The sequence below is a fragment of the Bradyrhizobium ivorense genome (assembly GCF_900696085.1).
Taxonomy (GTDB): domain Bacteria; phylum Pseudomonadota; class Alphaproteobacteria; order Rhizobiales; family Xanthobacteraceae; genus Bradyrhizobium; species Bradyrhizobium ivorense.
In genome coordinates this window covers 601392-618426 of the sequence record NZ_CAADFC020000016.1, presented here as the reverse complement: position 1 = coordinate 618426, position 17035 = coordinate 601392, and the positions used below count along the sequence as shown (strand labels likewise).

General features: G+C 65.3%; 13 protein-coding genes. 6 read left to right on the top strand and 7 right to left on the bottom strand.

Annotated elements, in window-relative coordinates; all coding sequences use genetic code 11:
• Positions 1 to 58 precede the first annotated feature (58 nt).
• Complete coding sequence (locus tag CI41S_RS22750; RefSeq protein ID WP_139861664.1) at positions 59 to 1090, top strand: IS110 family RNA-guided transposase; 1032 nt, start codon at positions 59 to 61, stop codon at positions 1088 to 1090.
• 275 nt (positions 1091 to 1365) lie between these two features.
• On the opposite strand, the gene CI41S_RS22745 is transcribed toward CI41S_RS22750, so the two are convergent.
• The 3 genes from CI41S_RS22745 to CI41S_RS22735 form a co-directional block, all read right to left on the bottom strand.
• The gene (locus tag CI41S_RS22745; RefSeq protein WP_139861663.1) at positions 1366 to 3354 is read right to left on the bottom strand and encodes an acetyl-CoA carboxylase biotin carboxylase subunit; all 1989 of its coding nucleotides are present in this window, start codon (positions 3352 to 3354) and stop codon (positions 1366 to 1368) included.
• Complete coding sequence (locus CI41S_RS22740; RefSeq protein ID WP_139861662.1) at positions 3351 to 4967, bottom strand: acyl-CoA carboxylase subunit beta; 1617 nt, start codon at positions 4965 to 4967, stop codon at positions 3351 to 3353. The genes CI41S_RS22745 and CI41S_RS22740 overlap by 4 nt, the downstream gene beginning before the upstream one ends.
• Positions 4968 to 5067: 100 nt before the next feature.
• Entirely contained in the window at positions 5068 to 5934 is an 867-nt protein-coding gene (locus CI41S_RS22735) for a beta-keto acid cleavage family enzyme (RefSeq protein WP_139861661.1), read from the bottom strand.
• 211 nt (positions 5935 to 6145) lie between these two features.
• On the opposite strand from CI41S_RS22735, the gene CI41S_RS22730 reads away from it, so the two are divergent.
• On the top strand, positions 6146 to 7369 hold the full coding sequence (locus CI41S_RS22730; RefSeq protein ID WP_139861660.1) for an ABC transporter substrate-binding protein: 1224 nt from the start codon (positions 6146 to 6148) through the stop codon (positions 7367 to 7369).
• A 90-nt stretch (positions 7370 to 7459) separates the two neighbouring features.
• Here CI41S_RS22730 and CI41S_RS22725 read toward each other — a convergent pair whose 3' ends face one another.
• Positions 7460 to 8278 (bottom strand): helix-turn-helix domain-containing protein, encoded by an 819-nt coding sequence (locus tag CI41S_RS22725; protein WP_139861659.1) that lies wholly within the window; start codon positions 8276 to 8278, stop codon positions 7460 to 7462.
• A gap of 114 nt (positions 8279 to 8392) precedes the next feature.
• Positions 8393 to 9049, bottom strand: coding sequence for a glutathione S-transferase family protein (locus tag CI41S_RS22720; protein ID WP_139861658.1), 657 nt, complete (start codon positions 9047 to 9049; stop codon positions 8393 to 8395).
• A gap of 168 nt (positions 9050 to 9217) precedes the next feature.
• On the opposite strand from CI41S_RS22720, the gene CI41S_RS22715 reads away from it, so the two are divergent.
• Positions 9218 to 10012 carry a helix-turn-helix transcriptional regulator gene (locus CI41S_RS22715; RefSeq protein WP_139861657.1) on the top strand — a complete coding sequence of 265 codons (795 nt, stop codon included), beginning with the start codon at positions 9218 to 9220 and terminating at the stop codon, positions 10010 to 10012.
• Positions 10013 to 10176: 164 nt separating this feature from the next.
• Here CI41S_RS22715 and CI41S_RS22710 read toward each other — a convergent pair whose 3' ends face one another.
• Positions 10177 to 11313, bottom strand: a complete 1137-nt coding sequence (locus CI41S_RS22710) for an acyl-CoA dehydrogenase family protein (RefSeq protein ID WP_139861656.1) — start codon at positions 11311 to 11313, stop codon at positions 10177 to 10179.
• A 219-nt stretch (positions 11314 to 11532) separates the two neighbouring features.
• Here CI41S_RS22710 and CI41S_RS22705 point away from each other — a divergent pair, with 219 nt between their 5' ends.
• The 3 genes from CI41S_RS22705 to CI41S_RS22695 all read left to right on the top strand — a co-directional run bounded on the left by CI41S_RS22705 (position 11533) and on the right by CI41S_RS22695 (position 15806).
• Positions 11533 to 13074, top strand: a complete 1542-nt coding sequence (locus tag CI41S_RS22705; protein ID WP_139861655.1) for an acyl-CoA synthetase — start codon at positions 11533 to 11535, stop codon at positions 13072 to 13074.
• 129 nt (positions 13075 to 13203) lie between these two features.
• The gene (locus CI41S_RS22700) at positions 13204 to 14424 is read left to right on the top strand and encodes an ABC transporter substrate-binding protein (protein WP_172628143.1); all 1221 of its coding nucleotides are present in this window, start codon (positions 13204 to 13206) and stop codon (positions 14422 to 14424) included.
• 671 nt (positions 14425 to 15095) lie between these two features.
• Positions 15096 to 15806 carry a DUF1614 domain-containing protein gene (locus CI41S_RS22695; protein ID WP_139861653.1) on the top strand — a complete coding sequence of 237 codons (711 nt, stop codon included), beginning with the start codon at positions 15096 to 15098 and terminating at the stop codon, positions 15804 to 15806.
• Between the two features lie 266 nt (positions 15807 to 16072).
• Here the strand turns inward: CI41S_RS22695 and CI41S_RS22690 are convergent, their stop codons facing one another.
• Complete coding sequence (locus CI41S_RS22690; protein WP_139862119.1) at positions 16073 to 16837, bottom strand: helix-turn-helix domain-containing protein; 765 nt, start codon at positions 16835 to 16837, stop codon at positions 16073 to 16075.
• Positions 16838 to 17035 lie beyond the last annotated feature (198 nt).

Here is a 17035-nt window from a genome sequence, read left to right as displayed (position 1 = left end):
CAACGGCATCAGTGTGCCAGACTGGTGATGTTGATTCGACCAGACAAGGGGACCGTCCATGACGAAGATTAGCACGATTGGTTTGGACTTGGCGAAGAACGTGTTTCAAGTTCACGGGGTTGATGCGGCGGGAGCTGTGGTGCTGAGGCGGCAACTTCGGCGGGCCGCCGTGGAGAAGTTTTTTGCGCAGTTGCCGCCGTGCCTGGTGGGCATGGAGGCCTGTGGCAGCGCGCATCATTGGGCACGGGTGATCGGGAAGTACGGCCACGAAGTCAAGCTGATGCCGCCGGCCTATGTGAAGCCTTATGTGAAGCGCAACAAGAACGATGGCCGGGACGCGGAGGCGATCTGCGAGGCGGTGAGCCGGCCGACGATGCGCTTTGTGGCGGTGAAGAGCGTCGCGCAGCAGGCGGCGCTGGCGGTTCACGGCACCCGCGCGCTGCTGGTTCGGCAGCGGACGATGGCCGCGAACGCGCTGCGGGCGGCGCTGAGCGAGCTCGGGATCGTGGCGGCGCAGGGCTATGAGGGGCTGCGCGAGCTGATGGCCCGGCTCGAGAAGCCGAGTGAGGAGATCCCGGAGATCATGCGCGGCGCCCTGTTGGTGCTCGCCACACATTGGCGAGCGCTCGATACCGACGAACGGGCGCTGGAACGGCAGATCGGCAAGGCGGCTCGCCGCGATCGCGACGCGAAGCGGCTGATGGAAGTCCCGAGCGTTGGCCCGATGATCGCCAGCACGGTGTTGGCCAAAGTGCCCGATGCGAAGCTGTTCCGCTCCGGCCGGGACTTTGCCGCCTGGATCGGGCTCACCGGCAAAGATCACGGCACCGGGGGCAAGCATCGCCCAGGCCGCATCTCCAAGCAGGGCGATCGCGTGCTGCGCGCGCTCTTCATCAACGGCGCCAGCGCCCATCTGCGGCAGCAGAAGGCGCGCGGCGTCAGCGATCCATGGCTGCGTGATTTGCTGGCGCGGCGGCCCTACAAGGTCGCCATGGTGGCCTTCGCCGCCAAGACCGCGCGCATCATCTGGGCCATGCTGGTCAAAGGAGAACCTTACCGCGACCGCGCGAGCGCGCCGGCTGCTGCCTAGTCGAGGGGCGACAGCCGCCGCGCTCGCGCTCATTCCTATCGGAAGGGCAATCAAGGTGTGATGGCAAATGGTCAGGAAACCGGGATCGAAACACTCCGCCACGTCATCGCGCGTCACAGCGCGCCGCAATGATTGGAATTCGATCAGCGATCTCCATCAGGGCCCGCGGTCAATGGCCGCATCTCGAGGCCGTATACATGACCGCTCCCCGATCCGCTTGCCGAAACATCAAGAAAGCCCTTGCCGACAGGGGGCCGTCCATACATGACGCGTGGTTAGGCCGCCTGCTTATCGACCTTGATCTCCACCACGATCTTCCCCGTCGTCACCTGCTCGCCCTCGGCGACGTCGATTGCCGACACCGTGCCGGCGACGCCGGCGGTGTGGACGTGCTCCATCTTCATCGCCTCCAGCGTCATGACCGGCTGGCCGGCCGCGACCTTGTCGCCGGCCTTCACCAGCACCGCGACGACGCGGCCGTTCATGGCGGCGCGGACCTTGCCGTCGCCGCCGGCCGCGCTGGCGCTTTCCGGTGGTGCCAGGGTGAGATCGCGGACCGCCAGCGTGACGCCGCGGTGCAGGATGAAGAGCCGGTCGCCATCGCGCAGAAATTTTGCCGATTCCATCAGGCCGTTGCGGCGAAAGCGGATGCTGTCCTCGCCGAGCTCGTCGATCTCGAAGCTAAAGCGATCGCTATTGCGGGCGGCGAGATAGCTGCCGTCGCGCTGGCGGACGATCTCGATCTCCTGCACGCCGTGGCCGAGGTCGATCCGCAAACCCAATGGAAATGTCGCGGCGAGCGATCGCCCGCCCTGCCATAGAGGCGCGTAGCGGCTCGTGACATAGAGCAGCAGCGCGGCGAGTGCGACGTCGCTGGCTCGATCGGGGCGCGATGCCAGCAGTGCTTCGCCGTTCTGGCCGATGAACGAAGTGGTCGCCTGGCCTTTGGCAAAGACCGGGTGGCGCAGGCAGTCGATGAGAAATCCCTGGTTGGTGGTGACGCCGAAGGCGGTGACCTGCTCCAGCGCGCAGATCAATTTGCCGCGCGCCTCATCACGCGTCGCGCCGTGGCTGATGAGCTTCGCGATCATCGAATCGTAAAACGGTGGAATCTCGGAACCGGACTGCAGCGCGTGCTCGACGCGGATGCCATCAGGCCTCTGCCACCGCGCCATCCGTCCTGATTGCGGCATGAAGTCGTGCCCGGCATCCTCCGAGCACAGCCGGACCTCGATGGCATGGCCGGAGAACGTGATGTCGTCCTGCGTCAGCCCGAGCGGCTGGCCGCTCGCGACGCGGAGCTGCAGTTCGACCAGATCGAGGGCGGTGATCGCCTCGGTGACGGGATGCTCGACCTGCAGCCGCGTGTTCATCTCCATGAAGTAGAAATGGCCGTCGCGGTCGAGCAGGAACTCCAGCGTCCCGGCGCCCTCGTAGCCGATCGCCTTGACCGCCTGCACGGCGACCGCGCCCATTTGCTCGCGCAGCGCAGGCGTCACGGCCGGCGACGGCGCCTCCTCGATCAGTTTCTGGTGCCGCCGCTGCACCGAGCAGTCGCGCTCGCCGAGATGGATGGCGTTACCGTAGCGATCGCCGAACACCTGGATTTCGATATGGCGGGGATCGACGATCGCGCGCTCGAGGATAACGGTGGGATCGCCGAACGCGCCCTGCGCCTCCGAGCGCGCGCTGCGCAGCGCGTCCGGGAACGCGGCGGCATCCGCGACCAGCCGCATGCCGCGTCCGCCGCCGCCGGCGACCGCCTTGATCATCACGGGAAAGCCGATCGCCCTGGCTTCCGCCAGCATGACGGCGTCGCTCTGGTCGGCGCCCTGATAGCCGGGTACGCAGGGCACGCCGGCCTCCTGCATGATGTCCTTGGCGCCCGCCTTGTTGCCCATCGCGCGGATCGCCTGCGGCGACGGCCCGATGAACACCAGCCCAGCATCGCGGCAGGCTTGCGCAAAATCCTCGTTCTCGGCGAGGAAGCCGTAGCCGGGATGCACCGCGCCGGCGCCGCTCGCTTTGGCCGCGGCGATGATCGCATCGATCTTCAGATAGGATTGCGCCGGCAGCGCCTCGCCGATCCGCACTGCCTGATCAGCTTCGCGCACATGCAGCGCATCGCGATCGGCATCGGAATAGACCGCGACCACGCCGTAGCCGAGCCGCCGCGCTGATCGCATGATGCGCAGCGCGATCTCGCCGCGGTTGGCGATCAGGATCTTGAAGAACGGCGTCCGCTTCACCTTCGTTCCGCTCATGGCCGCGCCACCGAGAACTGCATGCGCTGTGGGCTGCGCGCCTCGGCCTCGCGGCAAATCGCAAGCACCTCGGCGAGCACGCTGCGGGTGTCGCGCGGATCGATCACGCCGTCGTCGAGCACGCGGGCGCTGGTCGAGAACACGTCCATCTGGCCGTCGAACACGCCTGTGATCTGCGCCTTCATCGCTTCGAGCTTCTCCTTCTCGACCGGCTTGCCGCGCCGCGCCGCGGCGGCCTCGGTGACGATCGCCATGGTCTCGGCGGCCTGCTCGCCGCCCATCACAGCGGTCTTGGCGTTCGGCCAGGAGAAGCAGAAGCGCGGATGGAAGCCGCGGCCGCACATGCCGTAATTGCCGGCGCCGAACGAGGCGCCGCAATACAGCGTGATCTGCGGCACCGTCGCCGAGGTCACAGCCTGGATCATCTTCGAGCCGTGCTTGATCATGCCGGCCTCTTCATAGGCCTTGCCGACCATGTAGCCCGTAGTGTTGTTCATATAGAGGATCGGCGTGCGCGACTGGCAGCAGGCCTGGATGAAATGCGTCGCCTTGTTGGCACCGGGCACGTCGAGCGGGCCGTTGTTGGTGATGATGCCGATCGCGTGGCCCTCGATGCGAGCATGGCCGCAGACCGTCGCCGGGCCGTAATTGGCGCCGAACTCGGTGAAATCGGAATCGTCGATGAAGCGCGCGATCGCCTGGCGCATATCGACGGGACGCTTGTGGTCCATCGGCATGATGCCGAGCAGCTCTTCCGCGTCGTAACGCGGTAGCTTGACCGCGGCCGCCTCGCGCGCCGTCCGGTCCCAGGGCAGCTTGGCCATGATGTCGCGCGCGATGCGCAGGGCATCGCGATCGTCCTCGGCAAGATAATCGCCGAGGCCGGAGATCGTGGTGTGCATCTCGGCGCCGCCGAGTTCTTCCTCGGTCGCGATCTCGCCAGTGGCGGCTTTCAGCAGCGGCGGGCCGGCAAGGAAGGCGCGGGTGCGTCCGCGCACCATCACGATGTAGTCAGAGAGGCCGGTCTGGTAGGCGCCGCCGGCGGTCGAGGAGCCGTGGGTGACGGTGACGACGGGAAGCCCGGCCGCCGACAGCCGCGCGAGATTGCGAAAGATGTTGCCGCCGCGGATAAAGTCTTCGACGCGGTAGCGCAGCAGGTTGGCGCCGGCGCTCTCGACCAGTTGCACATAGGGCAGCTTGTTTTCCAGCGCGAGCTCCTGCACCCGCAGCGTCTTGTCGAGGCCGTAAGGCTGCAACGCACCGGCATCGATACCGGCATCGTTGGCGCTGACCATGCAGCGGATGCCGGAGACGAAGCCGATGCCGGCGACCACGCCGCCGCCGGGCACGCTCTTGTCCGCATCAGGCACGTCGAACATGTAGCCGGCGAGCGTCGACAGTTCGAGGAAGGGCGAGCCGGGATCGAGGACCAGCGCGACGCGCTCGCGCGGCAACAGCTGCCCGCGGCTGTGGAAGCGGTCCTTGGCGGCCGCCGATGCGGCGCGGGTGCGATCCTCCAGGGCCCGCATCCGTGCGATCAGCGCCAGCATGCCGTCGCGGTTGGCGAGGTAGGCGGCGCTGCCGGTGGCGATGGTGTTTTCGATGATGGGCATGAACTCTCCCGCTCGTCATTGCGAGGAGCGAACCGACGAAGCAATCCATACCCTCCCTGGTGGCGCGATGGATTGCTTCGCTACGCTCGCAATGACGGCACTAGTGCCTTGTACCAAAAATCGTCCGCGCTTCCGCCGGGCTCGCAATCTCGCGGCCGGCGCGGCGCGCGCACGCCGCCAGCGCCTCGACCAGTTGCCCGTTCGACGTCACCTTGGTGCCGTCGTCGAGATAGAACGTGTCTTCGAGCCCGCTGCGCAAATGGCCGCCGAGATCCGCGCAGCGCTGGTGCAGCGGCCAGATCTCGGCGCGGCCGATCGCGGTGACCTGCCAATGCGCTTCCGGCGCTTTCAATTTCAAAAGGATCGGCAACAGCTCCGGATCGGCCGGCATGCCCGAGGCGACGCCCATCACGAAGTTGTATTCGAGCGGGCCGGAATACATGCCGGTCTGCCGGTACATGCCGACGCAGCGCACGATGCCGACATCGAAGCACTCGAACTCCGGGATGGTGCCGACCTCGTTCATCACGTCGAGATAGTCCTGCACCTTCTCGACCGCGTTGTCGAACATCATCGGAGGCCACGCCCAGGTATTGTCGGCTTTGACCTTGAGGTAATTCAGCGAGCCGGCGTTGCAGGCAGCGATCTCGGGCCTCGTCTCGCGCACGCAGTTTAGCGCGCCCTGGTAGTTCGGCCCCGAGGTGCCGGTAGTGTGGTTGATGATGACGCCGGGACAGGCTTCGCGGATTGCCTGCTGGATCTCCTTGCTGACGCTGACCTCCCACGACGGCAGATGGCCTTTGTTCGGCTCCTGCTGGCGCAGATGGATGTGCATAATGCTGGCGCCGGCGTTGAACGCGGCCTTGGCCTCGCGCGCCATCTGCTCCGGCGTCACCGGAACGTTGTGCTGCTTCGGATCGGTGAGCACGCCGTTCAGCGCGCAGGTGATGACGGCCTTGTCGCTCATGGTCTGGCTGGTCCTACTTGCAGCGCGGACGCTGCCGATTTTCCCATGATGGGAAATTTGGCTTGGCATCATCTTGCGTTGACTGGCTACCCGGGCGCCGCCACGCGGCAAGGCGCATCAGCCGGTTAACACAAGACACCCAACCGCATGGCGCATAGCCTCTGCCGCAAGCACAAGCGGCGCAACAAGCCGGCATCGCGGGGAGGACGTCATGGTCTCGATCAACCGGCGCAGATGGCTGACGGGCGCAACCGGCGCGGGCTTTGCCGCATTCGCGGGAATCCGCCCCTCGCTGGCCGAGGACACGCCGGGCGTCACCGCAACCGAGATCAGGATCGGCAGCACGACGTCGCTGAGCGGCCCGGTGTCGGCACTGGGCGTGCAGGCGCGCTGCCAGGAAGCCTATTTCAGGATGCTCAACGAACAGGGCGGCATCGCCGGGCGGCAGATCAAGTACATCTATTACGACGACGCGTTCAACCCGGCGAAGACGGTCGAGCAGGTGCGGCGGCTGATCGAGAGCGACAATGTCGCCTTCCTGTTCAACATGCTCGGCACCGCGCCGAACTCGGCGGTGGTGAAGTACATCAACGCCGCCAAGGTGCCGCATCTGTTCCTGTCGGTGAACGGCGACAAATGGGGCGACTACCAAAGCTATCCCTGGACCATGGGCTTTGCGCCGAGCGCGCGCACCGAGGCGCAGGTGTTCGTCAAATATGCGCTGAGCCAGAACAAGAATGCCAAGTTCGCCGTGCTCTACCAGAACGACGATCTCGGCAAGGATTTTGTCGCCGGCGCCAAGGATGTGCTGAGCGAGAAGTTTGCAAGCGCCGCGGTGGTGGCATCGCACGAAGTGACCGATCCCACCATCGATTCGCAGATCGTCGGCCTGCGCGGCGCCAATCCCGACGTGCTGATCTCTGGCACCACCGCAAAATTCACCGCGCAGTCGATGCGCAAGATCTTTGAGCTCGGCTGGAAGCCGATGCATTTCATCGCCAGCGGCGCGGCCTCGATCTCCTCGACCATCGCGCCGGTAGGTTTCGACAAGGCGCAGGGCACGATCTCGTCGGCCTATGTCAAGGACGTCGCCGATCCGGCCTGGGCCAACGATCCCGGCGTGAAGGAGTTTCTCGCCTTCATGGAAAAGTACTTTCCCGACGGCAATCCGAAGGAGGGCTACAACCTCTACGCCTACACCGTGGCGCGGGTGCTCAAGATCGTGCTCGAGCAGTGCAAGGGCAATTTTGCCCGCGACAACATCATGGCGCAGGCCAACAATCTCAAGGACGTCGAAGTGCCGACGCTATTGCCGGGCATCCGCGTCAACACCAGCCCGACCAACCATCACCCGCTGCAACAGCTGCAGCTGCAACGAATCGAGGGCTCGGGATGGCAGCGGTTCGGCGAAGTGATCCAGGGTGCGAATTTGTGATGTCGCCCCGTCATTGCGAGCGAAGCGAAGCAATCCACCGCACCGCATACGCGGAAGCATGGATTGCTTCGCTTCGCTCGCAATGACGGGTTACGTCAACACCGGCTCGCTCGCCACCTGCCCCGCCCGATAGATCGCAAGATCGCGCGAGCCGGAAAAGATCGCGCGCGGCTTCAGGCCGTAGAAGCGGCGGATCGAGTGGCTGAAATGCGTCGAATCGGGATAGCCGATGTCCTGCGCGAGATGCGCGAGGTTGATATCCTGGTTGGCGAAGTGCAGCAGGTGCCGCGCGCGCTTCCAGGCGCGGAAGGAGCGGAACGAGATTCCGGTCTCTTCCTTGAACAGATGCAGGAAGCGCGACGGCGACAGCGAGGCCTCGGCCGCGCAGCCCGCGGCGGTCACCGGCTCGCCGGAGAACTGGCCGATCCGGGCGATCGCACGCACCACGCGCGGGTCGAGCACGCGCTGCGGCAGCGCATCGCCGAAACACATGGTGTCGAACTCGGCGTTCGAGATCGAATCGCGATACTGCATCTCGGCAAGTCGCGCATAGGCGGCACGGATGCGGTTGGCGAACAGATGCGCATCGGGGCCTTGCAGGCGGCGGGCGACAACTTCAAGCGTGCCATCGGGCACGCTCTCCGGTTCGATCGCGACGCAGATCGCGGCGCGGTATTCGCTGGTGATGGTGTGGCGCAGGTTCGGCATGGTCACGGCGAGCTCGCCATGAGCCTGCTGGCCGTCGCTGGTCGACAGATGCAGGCCGTCGCGGATCGCGACATAGACATGGAAGGCGCCCGGGCAGCGCTCGCGCGGGCGGCCGAGCAAACCGGCATAGAACACCCGCTCCGGCGTGATCAGCATCCGGTGGCCGGAATCCGGGTTCTGCGTGTCCACGATGGCGTCCATGGCGTATCCTCCTCGCGGCTCTTTTGGCCGCTGCGGCGGGCTACCATAGCGCAAATTCGGAGGCTGTCACGGACCGACGGCAGTCGTTCCGGGACGAGGCGCTCGCACCGGAACCTACGGCCGCGCCCGCGGCGCAACGTTCTGTTCCAGCCCGGCTTTTTGCTCCGCGGCCACCGCGCGCCGAAACCCGTTGCGCTGCTGCAAACGGGCCCAATAGGCCGCGACATTCGGCCCAAAATCCTTGGCGAGGCCGATATTGGCGGCGAGCCGGAGCGCATAGCCGTTCGTGATATCGGCGGCGGTGAAGCGGCCGGCGCAGAGGAATTCTGAATTCGCGGTCGCGGCCTCCACGGCACGCAACCGGCCAAAAAACCACTTTGCGTAGTCGCCGGCGACCTGCGGATTGCGGCGCTCCTCCGGCTCGAGCTGGCTGTAGCGGAGCACCAGCGTCTGCGGGAAGGTCAGCGTGGCGTCGGAGAAATACATCCAGTTCAGGAACGCGCCGTAGGCCGGCTCATCGGGGCCGACGATCAGCGGCGTCGGGCCGTATTTGGTGCCGAGGTAATGGCAAATGCCAGAGGACTCCGTCATCCTGGTCTCGCCGTCGATCATGAACGGAATGGTGCCGAGCGGATTGAGGCCGAGATACTCCTTGGCGAACACCCGCGGCGGGAACGGCAGCATCTTCAGCTCATAGCCGAGGCCAAGCTCCTCCAGCATCCACAACGGACGGAACGAGCGCGCGGCGTCGCAGTGATAGAGCGTGATCATCAGGCGTTTCCCTTCACTTCGAACCCGCAAGCCGGCCCACCGCGGCGAAGCGGCGCGACGATGCCGAAAACCACCCCATCGAACTTGCGCTGAGTGGCTGTCCGGCGCGGCTGGTGGGTTCGGATGTTTCATTCTAGGATGAAACCGCGTCGGGCAGGGCTGAAATTGATGCGGAAAGCGGGGCAGCGATCGCGGGGCTCGAACAGCGGGACTCCCCGCAAGGCCAAGCCGGCCGATACCCCGGCGGACCGGTCCGGGCTGGAGCTGAAAGCCTGGGTCGACGCGCTGAGCGCAGCGCCGGCGGGCGCGATCACCGAGAGCCAGATCCTCACCTGGGTCGAAGGGCCGCTGCGGCGCTTCTTCCCGTTCGAGCGCTTCCTCGGCAGCTACGGCCGGCTGTCCGGCGGGCGCATCAAGATGCGCAATCTGGTGACGTCGGGCCATCAGCCGGAATTCATCGCGACGCTGGACACCGCGTTCGATCTCGCATCACGCGGCTGCTTCGCCTGGTGGGTGCAGAACCGCGCCGCCTTCATCCTCGATCCGGCAGCCCCGCCGCCGTTCGCAACCAAGCGCGAGCTCGACGAGATCAGGCAGTTCTCGCTCGGCGTGATCGCGGCGCATGGTGTCGTCGATCCGTTCGCCAACACCGGCACCTATCTCAGCTTCGCCGGCGTCGCGGCGGACGATCCGGTGCGCACGCGGGCCTCACTCAATCTGATCGCGCCGGTGCTGCACGCGCTGTTCCTCGCCACCGAGCAGGTCGGGGCGCCATCTGTCGACCTGTCGAAGCTGACGGAGCGGCAGCGCCAGCTGGTCGACCTCGCGCTCATGGGCCTACCGGACAAGACCATCGCGACACGGCTCGGCATCTCCGAAAACACCGTCGGCAATCATTTTCGCGGCATCTATGAGCGGCTCGGCATCAGCAAGCGCAGCCAGCTGATCGCGGCGCTGAAGTAGGCGTGGCCTCCGCTCCCTGTCGTCATTCCAGAGCGCACGGCCAAATACCGCGAAAACAACCCCATGCAAAGTAGCCGGTGGCGCCGGAACTCGATCAGACCCCTTGACACGTCGGGCAAGTCAGCCGTATTATTCTAGTATTCCGAAACATTGCGCAAGCTTGATCACAGCCCCATCTGCCGCGACGCCAGGTCCTTCATGATCTCCTCGGTGCCGCCGCCGATGGCGTTGACCTTGACCTCCCGGTAGATCCGCTCGACCTTGACGCCGCGCATGAAGCCGGCGCCGCCAAAAATCTGCACCGCCTCGGAGGCGCAGTGCGCCATGGTCTGGGTCGCCTGGTTCTTCATCATGCAGATCTCGGCGACCGGGCTCTCGCCCTGGCCGAGCCGCCACGCCAGCATTTCCAGCATCGCCTGCGAGGCCGCGACCTTCTGCGCCATGTCGACGATCTTGTGCCTGATCACCTGGTGCTGGGCGATCGGCTTGCCAAAGGTCTTGCGCTCCTTGGCGTAGGCGATCGCCTCGTCGAGGCAGACCCGGGCATAGGCGGTGCAGCTCGCCGCCATGCCCATCCGCTCGCTGTTGAAGTTCTGCATGATGATCTTGAAGCCCTGGCCCTCCTCGCCGATCAGGTTTTCGACCGGCACCCGGCACTCGTCGAAATGCAGCGTCGCGGTGTCGGAGGCCCACCAGCCCATCTTCTTCAATTTGGTGCGGGAGAGGCCAGGCGTATCGCCCTCGATCAGCAGCAGGCTGACGCCGCTGGGCCCCTCGCCGCCTGTGCGCACGGCCACCGTCAGATAGTCGGCGCGCATGCCCGAGGTGATGAAGGTCTTCTCGCCGCTGACGATGTAGTGGTCGCCCTCGCGCCGCGCCCTGGTGCGCAAATTGGCGACGTCGGAGCCGCCGCTCGGCTCGGTGATCGCGAGCGCGGAGATCTTCTTGCCCGCCAGCACCTCGGGCAGCGCCCGCGCCTTCACCTCCGGCCGCGCGGCGCGCGCGATCGGCGGCGAGCCGATGGTGTGGCTCATCAGGCTCGACGAGACGCCGCCGGCACCGGCGCGTGCCAGTTCCTGCGAGGCCACGATCTTCATGAACTGATCGGCGGCGATCCCGCCGTACTCCTCCGGAAACCCGAGGCCGAGCAGCCCGATCTCGGAGGCCTTTACGTAAAGCTCGCGCGGAAACTCGCCGGCCTCGTCCCATTGATGGGCATAAGGCTCGATTTCCTTCGCCACGAAGCGGCGCATCACCTCGCGAAACGCCTCGTGCTCGCTGGTGTAAAACGGGCTTGCCATCGGCCTGGCTCCATTGATTCTTACCTGCGACGATGTCCGGATTTTTCCCGGGCCACTTGCGTCGAGTGGCTGCCCGGCGGGGCGGACGGGCCGTTCCAGCCATGCGCCAGCCACTAGACGCAAGACAGTTTCCGGCCGCGGCGCCTCCACTGGCAGCACGTGACATCAACCGAGCCAGGAGCAGGCGGCGCAAGACCGCCGCTCCGCGAGGAGGGACATTTGCCGGTTCGTTACTACGACTGGATCGCGCATCATCGCCGGCGCGCAGCGGACAAGATTGCGCTGGTCGATCTCGCCAGCGGACGCAGCTTCAGCTACGCACAACTGGACGACCGCGTATCAAAGCTTGCCACCCATCTGCGCGACCGGCTCAAGGTCGCCAGCGGCGACCGCGTCGCGGTGCTGGCGCTGAACACGACGGATACGCTGGAAGTGCAGTTCGCCTGCTTCCGGATCGGCGCCGTGTTCCTGCCGCTCAACACCCGCCTCACCGTGCCCGAGCTGCACTACATCGTCGGCGACGCCGCACCTGTCGTGATGATCCATGACGACGATCTCGCCGAGACCGCGCTGGCGGTGGCAAAACTCTGCAATGTCGCCTCCGCGAGGCGGCTCGGCCCCGGCGGCTCCTATGAAGCCGGCATCGCTGCGGCGACGCCGCTCGCGCGGTTCGAGGAGGTCACGCTCGATGACATCTCGACCATCATGTACACATCGGGCACCACAGGCCAGCCCAAGGGCGCGATCATCACGCACGGGATGACGTTCTGGAACTGCGTCAATCTCGGCGGCCCGGCCTGCATCTCGCCGTCGTCGGTGCTGCTCACGGTGCTGCCACTGTTCCACACCGGCGGGCTGAATTGCTACACCAACCCGGTGCTGCATGCCGGCGGCACGGTGCTGATCATGCGGGTGTTTGATCCCGCCGAGGCGCTGCGGCTGATCAGCGATCCCGCGCAGGGCATCAACGTGTTCTTCGGCGTGCCCTCGATCTACCAGTTCATGGCACAGCATCCGGCGTTCGCGACCGCCGATTTCAGCCGCCTGATCGTCGGCGGCGTCGGCGGCGCGCCGATGCCGGTGCCGCTCCTGAAAACCTGGGAGACGCGCGGCGTCGCGCTGCAGCAGGGCTATGGCATGACCGAGACCTCGCCGGCGGTGATGGTGCTCGACCGCGAGGACGCCGCGCGCAAGGCCGGCTCCTCCGGCAAGCCGGTGCTGCACACCGAGGTGCGGATCGTGCGGCCGGATGGCACGGATGCCGCGGTCGGCGAGCTCGGCGAACTCTGGGTCAAGGGACCGAACATCACGCCGGGTTATTGGAACAGGCCGGACGCCAACGCCGCCTCCTTCACCGACGGCTGGCTGCACACCGGCGACGCCACGCGGATGGACGAGGACGGCTTCTACTACATCGTCGACCGCTGGAAGGACATGTACATCTCCGGCGGCGAGAACGTCTATCCGGCCGAAGTCGAGAGCGTGCTGCATCAGCTTGCGGCGGTCGCCGAGGCCGCCGTGATCGGCATCCCGAGCGAGCAATGGGGCGAGGTCGGCATGGCGATCATCGCGGTCAAGCCAGGCCATTCGCTGGCGGCGGCCGAGATCCACGCCCACTGCCAGGCCAATCTGGCGCGGTTCAAATGCCCGCGCGTGGTCGAATTCGTCGAAGCCCTGCCGCGCAATGCAACGGGCAAAATTCATAAGCCGACCTTGCGGCAGCAGTTCAGCCAGCCGAAGCCGACCGATACCGCGGCATGATTCCGGAAACGTGTCTGGCGTTTTCCTGATCGTGCCGAGACAAGAAGTTGCCCCGTAGCCAATTGCCGGGACCGGCTACGGGTTCGTTGCAAACGTCCCCAACCAGAATCAATCGAGGAAATTGCTTTCATGACAACAAGAACACTGCCGCTGCTGGCCGCCGCCGCAGCCCTCTGCCTGCTCTCCACCCAGGCCGCCTTTGCGCAAAAGAAATACGACACCGGCGTCACCGACACCGAGATCAAGATCGGCAATGTCGAGGCCTATAGCGGCCCCGCCTCCGCCTACGGCATCATCGGCAAGACCGAGGAAGCCTATTTCAAAATGATCAACGATCAGGGCGGCATCAACGGCCGCAAGATCAACTTCATCTCCTATGACGACGGCTACTCGCCGCCGAAGACCGTGGAGCAGATCCGCAAGCTGATCGAAAGCGACGAGGTGTTCCTGGTGTTCAACGCGCTGGGCACGCCGACCCAGACCGCGGTGCAGAAGTATCACAATTCCAAGAAGGTGCCACAGCTGTTCCTCGCCACCGGCGCCAGCAAGTGGAACGACCCGAAGGATTTCCCGTGGACCATGGGCTTCCAGCCCAGCTATCGCGTCGAGGCGCGGATCTTCGGCAAGTACATCCTCAAGGCCAAGCCCGATGCCAAGGTCGTGATCTTCTATGCCAATGACGATTTCGGCAAGGACTACCTGGTCGGCCTCAAGGAGGTGCTGGAGAAGTCGAGCGCGAAGATCATAGCAGAAGAGAGCTACGAGACCACCGAGCCGTCGATCGATTCCCACATCGTCAAGCTGAAGGACACCGGCGCCGACGTGTTCGTCAACATCTCGACGCCGAAATTCGCGGCGCAGGCGATCAAGAAGATGGCCGAGCTCGGCTGGAAGCCGATGCATGTGATGACCGACGTCTCGATCTCGATCGGCGCGGTCATGAAGCCCGCCGGCCTCGAGGCCAGCGAAGGCGTGCTGTCGGCCGGCTACCTGAAGGACGCCTCCGATCCGCAATGGAAGGACGATGCCGGCATGAAGACGTTTATGGCCTTCATCGACAAGTACATGCCGGGCGCCAACATCTCCGATGCCAACCTGGTCTATGGCTACGCCGCGGCGCAGACCATGGTGCAGGTGCTGAAGCAGTCCGGCGACAACCTCACCCGCGAAAACGTGATGAAGCATGCCGCCAGCCTGAAGGATTTTACGCCCGACACGCTGATCCCCGGCATCCGCGTCAACACCGGCGCCGCCGACTTCGCCCCGATCGAGCAGCTCAAGATGATGCGCTTCAAGAGCGGGCAGTGGGAACTGTTCGGCGACATCATCAGCGCGGAGACCGGGGGTTAGGGCTGGCGCTGACTTCACAATGTCGCGAAGCCGCCCCTTCCGGGCGGCTTCGTTGTTTTGTGACTCACGAGCGGAAACATTCGGTATCGTCCCGGCGAAGGCCGGGGCCCATTACCACAGGGCTGCGTTGTTGAAGCGGCTGTGGCCCCAGCTTCGCGTAACCACAACGTTCGGTGGTTCCGGCCTTCGCCGGGACGACACTGAATATGTTGCGCCGCTGTTCAAACCGTCATCCTGAGAGGGTGTGAAGCTTTGTCCTCACCCACCGCTGTCATCGCCCGGCCTGTGCGCAATTGCGCACATGGACCGGGCGATCCAGTACGCCGCGGCCTCTCGCTTCTATCACCGGCGTCTCTGGAATACTGGATCACCCGGTCAAGCCGGGTGATGACACCGAGCAAGCTGAGCAAACCAACACCGTCATCCTGAGGTGCGAGCCTCTTCGGCGAGCCTCGAAGGGTCGACGGCCCGGCTCTCTCCGCATCGACACATCGGGGCCGTGCATCCTTCGAGACGCGCGCAAGAGCGCGCTCCTCCAGCGACAAAGGCGAAGCCTTTGCGCGGGGATGACGGGACTGACGGGATGACGGATTGGCAATGTGCTTGCGATCCCATCCGAAAATTCCCACCTTACAGAGGTAGGCCGCACCACAACCGAGCCGTCGAATCCGATGCATTCCCACATGCACTATCTGCCGATGACGCCGGGATTGTTCTCGATCCTGGTGCTGGCGGCCGTGGTGCTGCTGATCCTGATCCAGCTTCGCATCCTGCGCTACGCCTATCTGCGGCTCGGCGTCAGTCCGGGGGCTGCGATGCTGCTGCTGTTCGGCTCGCTGATCGGCAGCTATTTCAACATCCCGCTCACGGTGTTGCCGGGACCGCCGGTGCAGGCGGGCCAGATCGTCGACTTCTTCGGCATGCGCTACGTGGTACCGTACCTGGCCTCGCCGAGCACCATCCTCGCCGTCAATGTCGGCGGCGCGGTGATCCCGGCGCTGATGTCGGCCTATCTCGTGCTGCGCTATCAGCTCTGGCTCAGGGCCATGATCGCCACGGTGGTCATCGCCGCCATTGTTCATGCCAGCGCCACGCCGGTGCCGGGCATGGGGATCGCCGTCCCGGTGTTCGTGCCTGTGATCGTCACCGCCATCCTCGCGCTGCTGCTGTCGCGCGAATACGCGGCGCCGCTGGCCTATATCGGCGGCTCGATGGGCACGCTGCTCGGCGCCGACCTGCTCAACCTCGACAAGATCGGCAGCCTCGGCGCGCCGATCGCCTCGATCGGCGGCGCCGGCACATTCGACGGCGTCTTCCTCACCGGCATCCTGGCCGTGCTGATTGCCGGCGTCGTCGCGCCGGCGCAGCCGAGGCGGGCCTGACCTAAAGCGCGATGAAGTTAGGTTGCATCGGTTTGGCCTCAGCTTCTGAGCACCTCTCCCTTGGGAGAGGTCGATTTGCGCAGCAAATCGGGTGAGGGGTTACGGTCTATCGAGAGTGCAAGAGCCCTCACCCGGCGCTACGCCACAGCCGAAGCTTCGCTTCGGCGTCCTTAAGAACGGCCGCCAAAAGCGGCCGATGCCTCTCCCCGGCGGGGAGAGGTGCAGCGAGATCAGGGCTAGCCGATTCAACCAAAGCTCATCCCGCTTTAGCCCTGCAGCAGGATGGCAAATGGCTCGTCGACCGTGCGGCGCAGATGCTCGCGGTAGACCTTGTAGTTCGCATCCTCGGACGAGATCCGTCCAAGACTTGGGTTGGCTATGTTCTTGAACGGCAGGAATGCGATCGGCGCTGCGATCGGCGTCAGCACCGCGCCGCGGCCGGCGAGCAGCGTCGTGATGATGCCGTACATCTCGCCGGAATTTCGCGGCCGCGACACCGTGATCACGCGGTGCTGGCCGTGCCGGTTGGTGACGAGATAGACGAAGCCGGACTCGTTGGGCACCGCGACTTCGCCGAACTGAGTGTAATCGGAATCCTGCCGCTCGCTTTCGCGAAATCCGAGCGACGAGGCGGCCTCGTCCCAGGCGATCACGGTGCGGTAGGCATAGATCGCGTCCTTGTCGCCGAACGACGGCCGCACCGTGACGTAGGTGCCTTCGATCCGCGCCACCGCGCGGCGCGCATAGGAGCCGAGGCTGTCGGGCGCGACCTCGCCATTGACCGGAGGCTTGATCGTCACGACATCGGGCAGCTTGCGCAGGGGCACGCCGAGCGCCTGCTCCAGCCGCACTGTGGTCGCGAGCGTGAACGGGCGGCGGCCGCCGAGCACCTTCTCCAGCGTCGAGAGACTGAGCTTCGCCTGCTCGGCCAGCGTCTGCCGCGAAATCCGGCGGCGCGCGATCTCCTCGCGGATGGTCTCCGCGATCTGCCGGCTCTGCTCGGCGGAAAGCTGCTTGTCCGGCGTCGACATCGTGGCTCCCTGCGCGATTCCCTCTAGAGCTCCGTTCCGATGGAATCGGAACGGAGCTCTAGATTCTTGTTCTGACGCGTTTTCTTCACGCGAACCGGTACCCACTTCGCTCGAAAACGCTTCCGATTTCACCACTCTACCAGACCGGACAATCCATCACAAAACCGCACAAACCCGCCTTTGCCCCGGGCGGACCGC